Annotated in this window: 11 protein-coding genes and 1 riboswitch; of the genes, 9 read left to right on the plus strand and 2 right to left on the minus strand. The window is 62.9% G+C overall.

The window, feature by feature from the left end; translation table 11 throughout:
* From flgE to mgtE, 9 genes are all read left to right on the plus strand, one after another.
* On the plus strand, positions 1–1,341 hold the full coding sequence (gene flgE / locus ACEUCR_RS11660; RefSeq protein WP_041996199.1) for a flagellar hook protein FlgE: 1,341 nt from the start codon (positions 1–3) through the stop codon (positions 1,339–1,341).
* 136 nt (positions 1,342–1,477) lie between these two features.
* Positions 1,478–2,224: a flagellar basal body rod protein FlgF gene (locus tag ACEUCR_RS11665; protein WP_041996202.1), complete on the plus strand. Its 747-nt coding sequence runs from the start codon at positions 1,478–1,480 to the stop codon at positions 2,222–2,224.
* A 13-nt stretch (positions 2,225–2,237) separates the two neighbouring features.
* Positions 2,238–3,026 carry a flagellar basal-body rod protein FlgG gene (gene flgG, locus ACEUCR_RS11670; RefSeq protein ID WP_041996206.1) on the plus strand — a complete coding sequence of 263 codons (789 nt, stop codon included), beginning with the start codon at positions 2,238–2,240 and terminating at the stop codon, positions 3,024–3,026.
* A gap of 13 nt (positions 3,027–3,039) precedes the next feature.
* Positions 3,040–3,711 (plus strand): flagellar basal body L-ring protein FlgH, encoded by a 672-nt coding sequence (flgH, locus tag ACEUCR_RS11675; protein ID WP_041996208.1) that lies wholly within the window; start codon positions 3,040–3,042, stop codon positions 3,709–3,711.
* 14 nt (positions 3,712–3,725) lie between these two features.
* Positions 3,726–4,826, plus strand: coding sequence for a flagellar basal body P-ring protein FlgI (locus ACEUCR_RS11680; protein ID WP_111872912.1), 1,101 nt, complete (start codon positions 3,726–3,728; stop codon positions 4,824–4,826).
* Between the two features lie 248 nt (positions 4,827–5,074).
* Positions 5,075–6,133: a flagellar assembly peptidoglycan hydrolase FlgJ gene (gene flgJ, locus ACEUCR_RS11685; protein ID WP_392444500.1), complete on the plus strand. Its 1,059-nt coding sequence runs from the start codon at positions 5,075–5,077 to the stop codon at positions 6,131–6,133.
* Between the two features lie 3 nt (positions 6,134–6,136).
* Positions 6,137–8,140, plus strand: coding sequence for a flagellar hook-associated protein FlgK (gene flgK, locus ACEUCR_RS11690; protein WP_111872914.1), 2,004 nt, complete (start codon positions 6,137–6,139; stop codon positions 8,138–8,140).
* 3 nt (positions 8,141–8,143) lie between these two features.
* A complete protein-coding gene (gene flgL / locus ACEUCR_RS11695) occupies positions 8,144–9,349 on the plus strand; it encodes a flagellar hook-associated protein FlgL (protein WP_408790298.1) in 1,206 nt (401 codons plus the stop codon).
* Positions 9,350–9,468: 119 nt separating this feature from the next.
* Positions 9,469–9,638: riboswitch (M-box (ykoK) riboswitch) on the plus strand.
* Between the two features lie 115 nt (positions 9,639–9,753).
* Entirely contained in the window at positions 9,754–11,094 is a 1,341-nt protein-coding gene (gene mgtE, locus ACEUCR_RS11700; RefSeq protein WP_408790301.1) for a magnesium transporter, read from the plus strand.
* Between the two features lie 61 nt (positions 11,095–11,155).
* Here mgtE and ppx read toward each other — a convergent pair whose 3' ends face one another.
* The gene (ppx, locus tag ACEUCR_RS11705) at positions 11,156–12,646 is read right to left on the minus strand and encodes an exopolyphosphatase (protein WP_408790304.1); all 1,491 of its coding nucleotides are present in this window, start codon (positions 12,644–12,646) and stop codon (positions 11,156–11,158) included.
* Positions 12,636–14,708, minus strand: coding sequence for a polyphosphate kinase 1 (ppk1, locus tag ACEUCR_RS11710; RefSeq protein ID WP_111872918.1), 2,073 nt, complete (start codon positions 14,706–14,708; stop codon positions 12,636–12,638). Before ppk1 ends, ppx begins: the two co-directional genes overlap by 11 nt.
* Between the last annotated feature and the right edge of the window lie 72 nt (positions 14,709–14,780).

The raw sequence follows: 14,780 nt of genomic DNA on the forward strand, positions 1-14,780 counted from the left end.
ATGTCATTCAACAATGCCCTCAGCGGCGTCAATGCGGCTCAGAAAGACCTGAACGTCACCGCGAACAACATTGCCAACGTCAACACCATCGGCTTCAAGGAGTCCCGCGCCGAGTTTGCCGACATCTATGCCAACTCCATCTTCGTCAACTCCAAGACCCAGGTGGGGAATGGTGTCGCGACCGGGGCCGTGGCGCAGCAGTTCCACCAGGGTGCGCTGCAAATTACCAACAACTCGCTGGATCTCGCCATCCAGGGCAACGGCTTCTTCGTCACCTCGGACGGCGTGAATGCCCTGGATCGCACCTACACCCGGGCCGGTGCCTTCAAGCTCAACGAAAACAGCTACATGGTCAACAATTCCGGCAGCTATCTGCAGGGGTACGAGATCAACGCCGACGGCACCCCCAAGGCGGTGAGCCTCAACGCCACCAAACCCATCCAGATCCCGGATCGGGCCGGCGAGCCCAAGCAGACCACCCTGGTGGAGGCCAGCTTCAACCTGCCCTCCACCGCCACGCCCCAGGTGGTGAACCCGGCTACCTTCAATCCCAAGGACTCGACCACCTACTCCTCCTCCACCTCTGTGGTGGCGTACGACTCCCTGGGCGAGCCTCACACCATCACCCAGTATTTCGTCAAGGATGCCGACCCCCTGGATCCCACCAAGGCGGCCAGCCCCACCTCCTGGCGCATGTACCTGTACGAGGGGGATACTCCCATCGACATCGCCGGTGGCAACCCGACCACCCCGGCGGGGGGCCTGGCCACGCCGCCCCTGAGTGCCAACATCACCTTCAATGCCGATGGCAAGGTCAACACCATCACCCCGGCCACCATCAAGACGGTAGCCCTGGGTACCCCGGGGGCCGGCGTCATCGACAACGGTGCCGATCCGACTCAGGAGATAGAGATCAAGTTCGGTACCGTGACCCAGTACTCGTCGCCGTTTGAAGTCAATAAATTGACCCAGGATGGTTCGACCGTGGGCCGGCTGACCAAGGTGGAAATCACCCCGGACGGCATCGTCTCCGCCACCTACAGCAACGCCACCACCGTCAAGGTGGCCATGGTGGCCATGGCCAAGTTCGCCAACCCCCAGGGGCTGACCCAGATTGGCGATACCTCCTGGCGCGAGTCCCTGCTCTCCGGGGATGGCCTGCCGGGCACCCCGAACTCGGGCACTTTCGGTTCCGTCAAGTCCTCGGCCCTGGAGCAGTCCAACGTGGATTTGACCTCTGAGCTGGTGGATCTCATCACAGCCCAGCGCAACTTCCAGGCGAACTCCCGTTCCCTGGAAATCAACAGCTCGCTGCAGCAGACCATACTGCAGATCCGCTGACGGGCGGCGACATGGGTTCAACAAGGGGCGCTTTGGCGCCCTTTCTTTATATATCAATAGGTTAAAAACATGCTCACGCTGTTGGCACCTTAATTGCTTTCTTCCTGTCAGAGTCATCTGTTTGACGGAGGATCCCATGGATCACCTGCTTTATATCGCCATGTCCGGTGCCAAGGAGAACATGAACAGCCTGGCTGTGCGTGGCAACAACCTGGCCAACGCCAACACCACCGGCTTCAAGTCCGACTTCGAGCAGGCACGCGCCATGCAGGCGTTCGGCGAAGGGCTGCCGACCCGGGTCTTCGCCATGACGGAGCGCCCCGGTCAGAACCTGCAACACGGTATGTTGACGACCACGGGCCGGGATCTGGACGTGGCGGTAGACGGGCAGGGGTGGATCGCGGTGCAGGACGGCAAGGGGGGCGAGGCCTTCACCCGCATGGGCAACCTGGAGCTGAGCGCCACCGGCAATCTGCAGACCAGTACTGGCCTCAATGTGGTGGACGAGGCCGGCAGGCCCATCGTCTTGCCGCTGCCCCTGGAGAAGCTGGAAATCAACCGGGATGGCACCATCACGGGTCGCCCCGAGGGGGCCGCTCCCAGCCTGCCGGAGGACTTTCAGCGTATCAAGCTGGTGCGCCCGGCCGCCGATGCGGTGGAGAAGGGGCAGGATGGCCTGTTTCGCCGCAAGGATGGTCAGCCGGAACCCGCTTCCGCCGAGGTGGGCCTGATTGCCGGCTCGCTCGAGGGGAGCAACGTCAATGTGGTCGACGAGATGACCAACCTCATTCGCTTGCAGCGTCAGTTCGAAACCCAGGTCAAGATGATGAAGACGGCCCAGGAGAACGACGAAGCGCAAACCCAACTGCTGCGTATCAGCTAATTAGGAGCCAGACATGAATCCTGCACTTTGGATAGGCAAGACGGGGCTGGATGCACAGCAGACCAACATCGCCGTCACCTCGAACAACCTCGCCAACGCCAGCACGGTTGGCTACAAGAAATCCCGCGCCATCTTCGAAGACTTGCTCTATCAGAACATCAACCAGCCGGGGGGGCGCTCCTCGGCGGATACCGAGCTGCCCTCCGGCCTGATGCTGGGGGCGGGGGCCAAGGTGGTCGCCACCCAGAAGAGCTTCAGCCAGGGCAATGTGCAGACCACGGAGAACTCCCTGGACCTGATGATCAGCGGCCGCGGCTTCTTCGAGGTGCAACTGCCGGACGGCAGCAGCGCCTACACCCGCAACGGCCAGTTCACCCTCAATGACGAGGGCACTATCGTCACCCCGGGCAACGGCTACCCGCTGCAACCGGAGATCCAGATCCCCGAGAACGCCCAGAGCGTCACCATAGGGGAAGATGGCCAGGTCTCCATCCAGCTCAAAGGGGATGGCGCCTCCCAGGTGATAGGCCAGATCAACATCAGCGACTTCGTCAACGCCTCCGGCCTGCAACCCATGGGGGAGAACATGTTCCTCGAGACCCAGTCGAGCGGCGCCCCCATCGAAGGGGTGGCCGGGGCGGATGGCCTCGGGGTGATCAAGCAGGGGATGCTGGAAGTCTCCAACGTCAACGTCACCGAAGAGCTGGTCAACCTCATTCAGGCCCAGCGGGTCTATGAGATGAACTCCAAGGTGATCTCGGCGGTGGACTCCATGATGTCCTACCTGACCCAGCGGCTGTAACGGGAGTCTCATGATGAAAACCATCTGGATGCTGAGTCTGCTGGCGCTGGGGGGCTGTACCAGCACCCTCAATACCGCCAAGCCGGACGACCCTGATTTCGCCCCCGTCTATGGCGAGTCCGAGCCGGTCTCGGTGCGACCGACCGGCGCCATCTTCCAGCCCGATCAGGTCAATGGCATCTATTCGGACATCAAGGCCCACAAGGTCGGCGACATCATCACCATAGAGCTGGCGGAATCCACCTCCGCCTCCAAGAAGGCCAACACCCAGACCGGCAAGGACAACAAGTTCAACCTGGATCCGGTGAGCCTGGGGGGCGTGCCCATCACGGCCGGTGCCTACAACATGTCTGCCTCCATCGGCCAGGACAGCGCATTCAAGGGGCAGGCCAAGGCGGATCAGAGCAACAGCCTGCAGGGCAGCATCTCGGTCAGCGTGGCCAAGGTGCTCACCAACGGCAACCTGGTGGTGCGCGGCGAGAAGTGGATCATGCTCAACAACGGTAACGAATACATCCGCATCACGGGTCTCATCCGCCCCGAAGATGTCACCTCGGACAACACTGTCTCCTCCCAGAAGGTGGCCAACGCCCGCATCCACTACGGTGGTACCGGGGATCTGGCCAATACCCAGGAGCAGGGCTGGCTGACCAGCTTCTTCAATGGTCCCTGGTGGCCGCTCTAGTGCTAGGACTTCCCATGAAACGACTCAGCGTATTGTGCCTGTGCTGCCTCTTCACCCTGCTGCCCCAGACGGCCAGCGCCGCCCGCATCAAGGACATCAGCTCGGTGGAAGGGGTGCGCAGCAACCAGCTGCTGGGCTACGGCCTGGTAGTGGGCCTGCCCGGCACAGGCGAGAAGAACAACGCCTTCACCGAGCAGACCTTCCGCACCATGCTCAACAACTTCGGCATCAAGGTGCCGGACAACATCAAGCCCAAGATCAAGGACGTGGCGCCGGTGGCCATTCACGCCGATCTGCCCCCCTTTTCCAAGCCGGGCCAGACCATAGACGTGACGGTGTCCGCCATCGGTGAGGCCAAGAGCCTGCGAGGCGGCACCCTGCTGCAGACCTTCCTCAAGGGGCTCGATGGCCGGGTCTATGCGGTGGCTCAGGGCAGCCTGGTGGTCGGCGGCCTGGGGGCCGAGGGGGCGGATGGCTCCAAGGTGGTGATCAATACCCCGACCGTGGGTCGCATCGCCAATGGCGCCACCGTGGAGCGCGAGGTGCCCAACTCCTTCAGCCAGGGAGACACCATCACCTTCAACCTCAACCGTTCCGACTTCACCACGGCGCGCCGTCTGGCGGACTCCATCAACAACCTGGTGGGCCCCAACACGGCCCAGGCGCTGGATGCCACCTCGGTCAAGGTGTTCGCCCCGCGGGATCCGGGTCAACGGGTCGCCTATCTCGCCACCATAGAGAACCTGGAGGTGGATCCGGGCGCCGAGGCGGCCAAGATCATCGTCAACTCCCGTACCGGCACCATCGTCATCGGCAGCCAGGTCAGGCTCAAACCCGCGGCCATCAGCCACGGCGGCCTGACGGTGACCATCGCCGAGAACCAGCAGGTCTCGCAGCCCAACCCCCTGGCGGGCGGGGATACCGCGGTCACCAACAACTCCACCATCAATGTGCAGCAGGAAGACGGGCGCATGTTCAAGCTCGACACCGGCGCCACCCTGGACGATCTGGTGCGGGCGGTGAATCAGGTGGGCATAGCCCCGGGGGATCTGATGGCCATCCTCGAGGCCCTGCAGCAGGCAGGAGCCATCGAGGGTCAGCTGGTCATTTTGTAAGTGGCACCGGGTTGAGCCAGGCGATGGCCCTGCTGTGGTATCGGACAGGAGCCATCGAGGGTCAGCTGGTCATTCTGTAAATGGCACCGGGTTGAGCCAGGCGATGGCCCTGCTGCGGTATCGGACAGGAGCCATCGAGGGTCAGCTGGTCATTCTGTAAAGGGTGGCAGGCAGTCGGTCATGTAGTGGGCAAACAGGCAGGGTCACCCGGCAAGGGGTTGCCACAGGCGGCAAAGAAGGTAGGCAAGATGGCGAATATCGACAATAAAGGCGTGGATCTGGGCATGGTGCAGGATATCCAGAACCTGGACAAGCTGCGCCAGATGAGCATGAGCAAGGAGGGCAAGCAACAGGCGCTCCAGTCGGCGGCCCGCCAGTTCGAGTCCATCTTCAGCCAGATGCTGTTCAAGGGGATGCGCGAGGCGAGCCAGTCCTTGACCGCGGACAACCCCTTCAGCAGCAGCTACACCCAGTTCTACGAGGGTATGCTCGACCAGCAGCGGGTGTCGGACATGTCCGGCAAGGGGGGACTGGGGCTGGCCGACATGGTGGTCAAGCAGTTCTCCCCCGACAGCTTCAAGCACGAGGATGGCCGCGTCCTCAAGCTGCCCCAGCGCACCGAGCGGGTCTACAAGCCCTATGTGGCCCCGGCCCCCGGCGAACATGGCCTGATTGAAGCCTCCAAAGTTGGCAAGGATTTTGCTGAGAAGGAGATGAATGAGACGGCCCTGACCGAGCAGACGGCAGGCAGGCGGGCCCGCAGTGTGCCCCCCATGGGGCCCAAAGCGGAGCAGGGCAGCCAGGCTGGCGGGGCCATCACCGCCTTCGAGTCACCGAGTGACTTCGTCAGCAAGCTGATGCCCCTGGCCAGGAAGGCGGCCGACAAGCTGGGACTGAGCCCGGCGGTGCTGGTGGCCCAGGCGGCTCTGGAGAGCGGCTGGGGCAAGCGGGTCATCAAGGATGGTGACGGCCAGATGAGCCATAACCTGTTTGGCATCAAGGCGGATCCGCGCTGGCAGGGTGACAAGGCCGTAGTCAGCACCCTGGAGTACGAGCAAGGGGTGGCCTCGCGCCAGAAGGCGGCGTTTCGCTCCTATGGATCGTTTGAAGAGAGCTTCAATGACTATGTCGACTTCCTGACGTCAGGGAGCCGTTACAAGGGGGCCCTGGCCAAGGTGGACAGCCCGGATCGTTACTTCGAGGCGCTGCAGCAGGCCGGATACGCCACCGACCCCCAGTACGCCAGTAAATTGAAACAGGTATTGCGCAGTGGGCCCATTGCCCAGTACACAGAGACGGAGCTGTAAAGCATGGCAAGCGATCTGCTTGGGATAGGAACATCTGGGGTGCTGGCGCATCAGAAGCTGCTGCAGACCACCAGCAACAACATCGTCAACGTCAACAGCCAGGGCTATGTGCGTGAACGCACCCTGATCTACACCAATGCCATCAGCTTTGGCACCGGCGAGAGCATGAGCGAGCGGGTGATCAACCAGTATGCCCAGGGCGAACTGCGCCGGGATACCTCCGCCTTCAGCGCCTCCTCCATGCGCTTCGAGCAACTCTCCACCGTGGACAGCCTGCTGGGGGACACCAGCAACAGCGTCGGCACCGCCATTACCGCCTACTTCAAGGGATTCCACACCGCCAACGAATCGCCGGCGGATCTGGGGTCGCGCGCCAGCACCCTCACCGAGCTCACCAGCATGGTGAATCGCTTTCACACCCTCTCGTCCCAGTTCGACAAGCAGAGCGACGTCATCAACGATCGCATCGACGACGAGACCAAGCATGTCAACAGCCTGCTGAACAACATCAACGAGATCAACAAGGCCATAGTGCGTACCCAGGGCACGGCGGAAGAGAACCTGATGCTCTACGATCAGCGCGACGACGCCATCGCCCAGCTCGCCGCCAAGATGGACATCCGCACCGTCACCCAGCCCAACGGCAGCGTCCTGGTCAACATGAGCACGGGTCACTCCCTGGTGCTCGATGGCTCGGTCGCCCAGTTCAGCGTCGTCCCCGGGGATCCCGATTCCAGGGACAAGGAGCTGCAACTCAGCCTGGGCAAGAGTCAGACCAGCATAGACAACAAGACCCTGGGGGGCGGCCTGGGCGGCCTGTTCGCCGCCCGCCGCGATCTGGAGCCCACCAAGCGCGAGCTGGGTCAGCTGGCGGTTGCCCTGGGGGATGCCATGAACCAGCAGAACCGGCTGGGGATGGATCTCGACAACGAACTGGGAGGGGATCTCTTCTCCCTGCCCAGCAGCGAGGGGCTGCCCTATGGCAATAACAGCGGCACGGGGGCGACCACGGTCAACTTCATTCCCGGCAAGGGGAGCGAGGTGACCGCCCTCGATTACGAGGTGAGTTTCAGCAGCGCCACCGATTTTGAGGTGTTTGCCATCGGCGTCGACGGCAAGCGCACCTCGGTCGCCACCGGCAACACTGTGCCCGTCAGCGCCTTCGAGGTACCGGGACACGGCATCTCCCTGGATCTCTCCGGCACTCCGGCGGCGGGGGACAAGATCCTGCTGCAGCCGACCAAGCAGGCGGCCGCGGGTCTGGAGAAGCTGATCAACCGCGCCGAGGATCTGGCGCTGGCCTCCCCGCTCAAGGCCGACAAGAGCAGCCAGAACCATGGCTCGGCCACCATCGCCCTCGGCGCCATCGGCAACACGGGGGCGGGCTCGGGCTTTGCCAGCAACAGCCTGGATCCGAATGCACCGCAGGTGGTCAAGATAGACGCCAGCGGCAACTACGAGGTCTATGGCAGCGACGGCACCACCCTGATCGGGGTGGCCCCCGCCAGCAGCAAGGGCCAGAACCTGATGGCCGCCCTCGAAAACCCCCTCGGCGGTCCCAAGGTCTATGGGGATCCCGGCAATGACCCCGGCTACGAATTCAGCATCACGGGCCAGGTTGCCGCCAATGACAGCTTTACCCTGAGCTACAACCAGAACGGTTTCTCCGACAACGCCAACGGCCTGGCCCTGGCCGAGCTGCAGAACAAGGATCTGGTGCGCAAGAGCAGCAGCGCCGCCAGCGGCAACGACAAGATGACCCTCAACGAGGCCTACACAGGGCTGGTGGTCGCTCTGGGCAACAAGACCAGCCAGGCCAATACCGAGATGCTGGCCAACAAGGGCAAGCTGCAACAGAGCAGCGAGATATTCGAGAGTGTCTCCGGGGTCAGCCTGGACGAGGAGGCGGGCAATCTCATTCGCTTCCAGCAGGCCTATGCCGCCTCGGCCCAGGTGGTGACCACCGCCAAAACCATCTTCGACACCCTGTTGTCATCCGTGAGGTAAGCCATGCGTATCACCACCAACATGATGTACAACCGGGGGCTCTCCTCCCTGAGCGCGGCGACGGAGCGGCAAAATACCGCCTACGAGCAGCTCTATTCCGGCAACAAGTTCAAGACCGCGGGCCAGGATCCCTCCGGCATGGGCCAGAAGATGGCGCTGACCAAGGAGATCGACCTGTTCCAGCAGTACAGCGTCAACGGCAGCCTGCTGGAGAACAGCCTGGGCCATGAGGAGACCATACTCACCTCCATCAACGAGGCCATGCTCAGCGCCCAGACCCTGATGCAAAAATCCAACGATTCCGCCCTGAGCCAGGCGGATCGGGAGTCGGTGGCCAAGGAGCTGGAAGGGCTGCAGCAGCAGATGTTCGACCTGATGAACAGCCGGAATTCCCAGGGGGAGTACATCTTCGGCGGTAACCAGAGCAAGAACCAGCCGTTCGTGAAGGACGTCGACGGCAACTATGCGTTCCAGGGGGACACGGGCCAGCGGGAGATCCAGGTCTCCCCCACGGTGCGCATCCCCGCCAACGACTCGGGTCAGGATCTGTTCGAGACGATACCGACCCGGCGAACCGCCAGCGCTGACACGGCCAACATCCAGGTCAAGGTGAGCGATCAGGGCCAGTTTGACAACTTCTACCGCACCCGCTACGACAGCGCCCTGGCCAGCAACAAGTACACGGTCACCACGGTGGCGGGGACGCCGGACAGCTACCAGATCACGGACCCGGGCGGTACTGTACTGCAAAATGGCGACTATGTGGCGGGGGGAGAGATCAACTTCAACGGCCTCACCCTCAGCCTGGATCAGGTGGCGGGCACGGTGCAGGAGTTCTCCCTCGACAAGCCGAAAAATGACAACATACTCAACGGCATCTCCGATTTCATCGATGCCCTGCGCGACCCCAGCCTCTCCAATGGGGATTTTCAACTGAAGGCGCAAGATGCCCAGATCCACCTCGGCAATGCCCGTCAGCGGGTGGATACCGGGATTGGCAGCCTGGGGGGGCGGATGAACAGCCTGGAGCAGGTGATGAGTTCCAACACCGGGCTCGACACCCTCAACCAGCAGGCCAGGGCCAAGGTTTCGGAGATCGATCTCTATGAGGTGATCTCCGCCCTCTCCAAGGAGAACGCCGCCATGAGCGCCTCCCAGCAGGCGTTCAGCAACATCAGCAAGCTGACCCTGTTTGACTACATCCGCTGACCCCCGGCCAAGGCGGAGTTGTAAGGGATTGTTAATAAAGGCTCATATCGTTTGACTCCAGGCCGGCTCTGGCCGACCATTCTCGAGCAGGCCGGTGCATGACACCGGCCTGTCTGTTCGCAGCATCTCGTTAGGCGAGGCTCCTGCATAAACACAGGCCACTGATCTCACGACGTCGAGAGACGCCCAGGATCAGGACAGTTTTCATCGGATTAAGGTGTCAACCCAAGTGGCTTCCGGCATGCCGGATACGTTATGCAGTGCTAAAGCTGGCACGTGGGGATGATGACACGCCGAACGGCGTCATTTCCTGCCGATATCTCGTCCATCAATTGCTGTTTTCTTGTCTGCCCATCCCGCGACGGGATAGCCCGGTACGCCGGGATCACAGAGGCTCATTCGTGATGAAGAAAACACACCTGTTACTGAACCGCCATCAACTGCTCGATCTGCCGAGCCTGGAAGCCTGGCTCGACAACGAGCTGGCCCCGGATGCGCGGGCCGATCAACTGCTCGCCCTGCGCCAGGAAGAGCTCAACTGCCTGTTCGACACCCTGGGCCCGAGCAGCGCCCGTCTGCTCGCCCTGCTCGCCACCCCTTGTTGTGCCCGGCTCCTGCTGCGCCTGCACCCGAGCGTGCTCGCCCTGGTGCAGGCCGGGGTGGCACGCCGGGATCTGCTGGCCATGGTGCGCAGCCTCGGCAAGCGGGATCGCGCCACCCTGATGGCGAACCTGCCCCAGGCGGTGGCCACCCAGCTCGAGGGCTTGCTGCGCTGGCCGAGCGAGTCGGTCGGGGCCCATATGCGCCACGATTTCTTCACCCTCAAGGGGGAGGAGTCCATCGCCCGCGCCCGGCAGCGCACCCATGATGCCTGGGACAATGCCGAGGTGTTTCAGGATATCTATGTGGTGAACGAGGCGGGGAGGCTGCTCGGCGCCCTCTCCCTCAAGGCGCTGCTGGTGGCCGATCCCGAGCAGAGGGTCGGCGAGCTGATGGAGTCCGATCTCATTCGCCTCGACGTCCGCATGGATCAGGAGCTGGCGGCCCGCATTCTGGTGGAGCGAGACCTGCTCTCCCTGCCGGTGGAGTGCGATGGTCGTCTGCTTGGCATCTTCCACCTGGATGATGCCGCCGACATTCTGGAGCTCGAATCCACCGAGGATGCCGAGTTGCAGGGGGGCTCGTCCCCCCTCGAGATCCCCTATCTGCACGCGACCCCCTGGCAGCTGTGGCGCAAGCGCATCGCCTGGCTGCTGATCCTGTTCGTGGCCGAGGCCTACACGGGCACTGTGCTGCGGGCATTCGAGGAGCAGCTGGAGGCGGCCATCGCCCTGGCCTTCTTCATTCCGCTCCTGATCGGCACCGGCGGCAACAGCGGCACCCAGATCACCACCACCCTGGTGCGGGCCATGGCGGTGGGGGAGGTCTCCCTGCGCAATCTCGGCACAGTGCTGCGCAAGGAGATCTCCACCGCCATGCTGGTGTCGGCGGCCATCGCCCTGGCGGCCTGGGTACGGGCCTGGAGCCTGGGGGTCGGCATGGAGGTGGGCCTGGTGGTGACCCTCACCATCATCGCCATCGTGCTGTGGAGCGCCATCGTCGCCTCCATCATCCCCTTGCTGCTGCGCCGCCTTCGGATGGATCCGGCGGTGGTGTCGGCCCCCTTCATCTCCACCCTGGTGGATGGCACCGGCCTCATCATCTACTTCGAGATTGCCAAGCTGATCCTGCCCGAACTCAACTGACGGACGGCAAGCAACGACACAAGGCAGCCCAGGGGCTGCCTTGTGTCGTCATGGCGGCGCGTCAGGAGAGCTGAAAGTCGAGCCGCCAGCCCTGCTCGGCGCAGTAGGCCTGCTCCTTTTCCAGGTTCTGCATCAGCAGGCGATTCTCCTCGCACCAGGGGGCGGGCAGGGTGAGGGTGAGGCCCTCTCCCCGGGCCCTGGCCTGCCAGGGGGGCAGCAGTCCATCGAGGCGCCTGTGGTTGGCGGCCACCGCCAGGCGCAGGATGCGGATGCAGCGCAGCACCGCCTGCTGGTCATGGTTGGGCAGGGGGGGCAGATCCCCCAGCTTGAGGGACTTGCGATGGAAGCGGACCAGGGCCGCCAGCAGGCTCTGATCATCCTGGTTGAAGCCGGGCAGATCGGTGTTGGCCAGGATATAGGCCGAGTGGCGATGGATGCCGCCGTAGTTGATGGCCAGGCCTATTTCGTGCAGCTGGGCGGCCCAGCGCAAGATGGCGCGATAGGGATCGGCTTCGAGCTGCCAGTCGGGGGCCAGCAGATCGAACAGGGCGAGGGCGCTGGCCTCGACCCGGGCCGCCTGACGGCCATCGATGCGGTAGTGGCTCGCCAGGGCCAGGGCGGTGCGCTCGCGAATGTCGTGGTGCTGCAGCCGCTCCTCGAACTCGTAGAGCAGCCCCTCGCGCAGGGCGCCATCGGAGTAATCCATTCGCTCGATGGGCAAGGCGTCGAACAGGGCGGTCAGGATGGCGACGGCGGCGACGAACACCTCCTGGCGCTCGCTGGGCAGGCCATCGAACCTGAGGGCGCTCACCTTCTTGTGGCCGAGGATGCGCCCGCTCAGGCGCGCCAGCGCCTCCCGGGTGATGCCCCCCTCGGTCAGTCCCTCCTGCACCAGGACGTCATGAACGGTGCGAATGGAGCCCGAGCTGCCGAGGCAACTCTGCCAGCCCAGAGTGCGGTACTGCTCCCGCACCGGGTCGAGCTGGTGGCGGGCCGCCAGCACGGCCGCCTCGAACTGGGATGGCCCCAGCCTGCCGGCGGGGAAGAACTGCTGGGTGAAGCTGACGCAGCCCATCTTGCGGCTGGTGAGGGCCAGGGGGGAGAACCCCTCGCCGATGATGAGCTCGGTGCTGCCGCCGCCTATGTCCACCACCAGCACCCGTCCCTCCAGGTGCTGGGTGTGGGCCACTCCCTGATAGATGAGGCGCGCCTCCTCCTGGCCGCTGATGATCTCGATGGGATGGTTGAGCACCTTGGCCGCCTCGCGCACGAAGTCGCGGGCGTTGCTGGCCCGGCGCAAGGTATAGGTGCCGGCGATGCGGATCTGATCCGGCTTGATGTTGGTGAGCCGCTCGGCGAACAGGGCGAGGCAGTCGAGGCCCCGCGCCATGGCCTGGGGCGACATGTTGCGCCCCTCGTCCATGCCCTCCGCCAGCCTGACCCGCTCCTTGATCCGGTCGATGATCTGCATGCGCCCGTCGGTGAGACGGGCGATCACCATATGAAAGCTGTTGGAGCCGAGATCGACGGCGGCGTAGAGGCTAGTGTCCATGGGGGTCTGACTCGATGCGTTTGAGGTAGTCGTAAATCGCGACCTGGGAGCGGATCTTGCGGCGATTGCCCCGTTTCACGTACTCGTTCTGCTGCTCGGCATCGATGACCCGCGCCTTGCAGGTGTCGCTCAGCTGCAGATCGAGGATGTCGAGGATGCGTTGCTTGAGCCGTTCGTCATAGACGGGGGTGGCCACCTCGATGCGGCCGTCGATGTTGCGGCTCATCCAGTCGGCGCTGGAGATGTAGAGCTGCACATTGCCCTTGTTGTGGAACACCATGACCCTGGGGTGCTCGAGGAAGCGGTCTATGATGCTGATGACCCGGATGTTGTCACTGAGGCCCGGCACCCCGGGACGCAGGGCGCACATGCCGCGCACTATCATCTGGATGGGCACCCCGGCCTGGCCGGCGGCATAGAGGCGATTGATGAGGTCTCTGTCCACCAGGTTGTTGATCTTGAGGGTGATCCCGCTGGGCTGGCCCGCCTTGGCGTTGGCCAGCTCGTTGTCAATCAGCCGGTAGAGCTGGCGTCGGCTGTTGATGGGGGAGACCAGCAGATGGTTGAACTTGTAGCGCCGATACGGATATTCGATGTACTCGAACACCCCCTCCACCTCGGCGGTGATGTCCGGGTTGCGGGTCAGCAGGGAGAAGTCGGTGTAGATCTTGGCGGTCTTCTCGTTGAAGTTGCCTGTGCCGATATGGGCGTAGCGCACCGCTTCCCCCTGCTCGAGCCGGGTGATGAGGCAGAGCTTGGAGTGGATCTTGAGGCTGGGCACCCCGAACACCACCTTGACCCCGGCATCGGTGAGGATGTTGGCCCAGTCGATGTTGGCCGCCTCGTCGAAGCGGGCTCGCAGCTCCACCACCACGGTCACCTTCTTGCCGTTGTTGGCGGCATCGATGAGGGAGTGGATGATGCGCGACTTCTTGGCGACCCGGTAGATATTGATGCGAATGGCGCTGACCGCAGGGTCGAACGCCGCCTGGCGCACCAGCTCGGTGAAGTGGTGGAACTTGTGATAGGGGTAGTAGAGCAGTATGTCCTGCCTGGCGATGGCATCGAAGGCGTTGACGAAGCCGTCAAAGTCGCGGCATTCCAGGGCCGGCAGCTTGGGGTTTTCCAGATAGTCCCGGCCCACATTGGGGAAGCCGATGAAATCCTTGAAGTTGTGATAGCGCCCGCCGGACATGATGGCGTCGTAGGAGCTGATCTGCAGCTTGAGCTTGAGGAAGCTTATCATGGCCGCCGGCATCTCCCGCTCGTAGACGAAGCGCACCGGCATGGCGGTGAGTCGCTGCTTCAAGCCGTCGCTCATCTTGTCCACCAGGCTGAGGTCGAGCTGGTCTGAGAGGTCATACTCGGCATCCCGGGTCAGCTTGACCGCGTAGGCGGCTATCTCGTCGTAGTCGAAAAACCCCTTGAACAGGTCGTCCAGACAGAAGCGGATGATGTTGTCCAGGATGATGATCTGCTTCTTGCGGCGGGTGCCCTCGGCGGGCAGCTGCACGAAGCGGGGCAGATCGTCGGTGGGCACCTCCACCAGGGCGTACTGGATCACCTGGCCCTGCTTCTTCATCTCTACCGCCAGGTAGGTGTATTCGTCCTTGAGAAACTTGACCGGGTTGACCTCCTTGTTGAGGAGGATGGGGATGAGGTGGCGCTGCACCTTCTCCCGGAAGAAGACCCGCAGCCACTGCTGTATCGATTCGGAGAGCTGGCCCTCGTTGACCAGAAAGATGTTGTGGCGGGCCAGGGCGATCAGCAACTCCTTGTAGGTGTTGTCAAACGCCTCCCCCAGCGCCATCACCTTCTGCTGGATGGCCCGCAGCAACACCTTGGCGTCGTCATCGCCGCCGTGCACCTCGTTGATGAGGATGCGGCGCTTCACCTCCGAGACCCGCACCTTGAAAAACTCGTCCTGGTTGGAGGAGAAGATGCCGAGAAAACGGATCCGCTCGATGAGCGGTACCGTCTTGTCCATCGCCTCCTGCAATACCCTCTCGTTGAAAGAGAGCCAACTCAGTTCTTTCTCTTCATACAACTTGTCGGTGCTCATCTATGCCTCTGCTTATCCCATCCCATGGGTGAATGGGCCTCATTAGATGACGTTTTTATGACAATTTAATGA

Source organism: Aeromonas bivalvium, from assembly GCF_046078285.1.
GTDB lineage: Bacteria > Pseudomonadota > Gammaproteobacteria > Enterobacterales > Aeromonadaceae > Aeromonas > Aeromonas bivalvium.

What these genes read in the sequence shown, in the direction of transcription:
- flgE (WP_041996199.1), top strand. Translation starts at nt 1, where the DNA reads ATGTCATTCAACAATGCCCTCAGCGGCGTCAATGCGGCTCAGAAAGAC.
- ACEUCR_RS11665 (WP_041996202.1), top strand. Translation starts at nt 1,478, where the DNA reads ATGGATCACCTGCTTTATATCGCCATGTCCGGTGCCAAGGAGAACATG.
- flgG (WP_041996206.1), top strand. Translation starts at nt 2,238, where the DNA reads ATGAATCCTGCACTTTGGATAGGCAAGACGGGGCTGGATGCACAGCAG.
- flgH (WP_041996208.1), top strand. Translation starts at nt 3,040, where the DNA reads ATGAAAACCATCTGGATGCTGAGTCTGCTGGCGCTGGGGGGCTGTACC.
- ACEUCR_RS11680 (WP_111872912.1), top strand. Translation starts at nt 3,726, where the DNA reads ATGAAACGACTCAGCGTATTGTGCCTGTGCTGCCTCTTCACCCTGCTG.
- flgJ (WP_392444500.1), top strand. Translation starts at nt 5,075, where the DNA reads ATGGCGAATATCGACAATAAAGGCGTGGATCTGGGCATGGTGCAGGAT.
- flgK (WP_111872914.1), top strand. Translation starts at nt 6,137, where the DNA reads ATGGCAAGCGATCTGCTTGGGATAGGAACATCTGGGGTGCTGGCGCAT.
- flgL (WP_408790298.1), top strand. Translation starts at nt 8,144, where the DNA reads ATGCGTATCACCACCAACATGATGTACAACCGGGGGCTCTCCTCCCTG.
- mgtE (WP_408790301.1), top strand. Translation starts at nt 9,754, where the DNA reads ATGAAGAAAACACACCTGTTACTGAACCGCCATCAACTGCTCGATCTG.
- ppx (WP_408790304.1), bottom strand. Translation starts at nt 12,646, where the DNA reads ATGGACACTAGCCTCTACGCCGCCGTCGATCTCGGCTCCAACAGCTTT.
- ppk1 (WP_111872918.1), bottom strand. Translation starts at nt 14,708, where the DNA reads ATGAGCACCGACAAGTTGTATGAAGAGAAAGAACTGAGTTGGCTCTCT.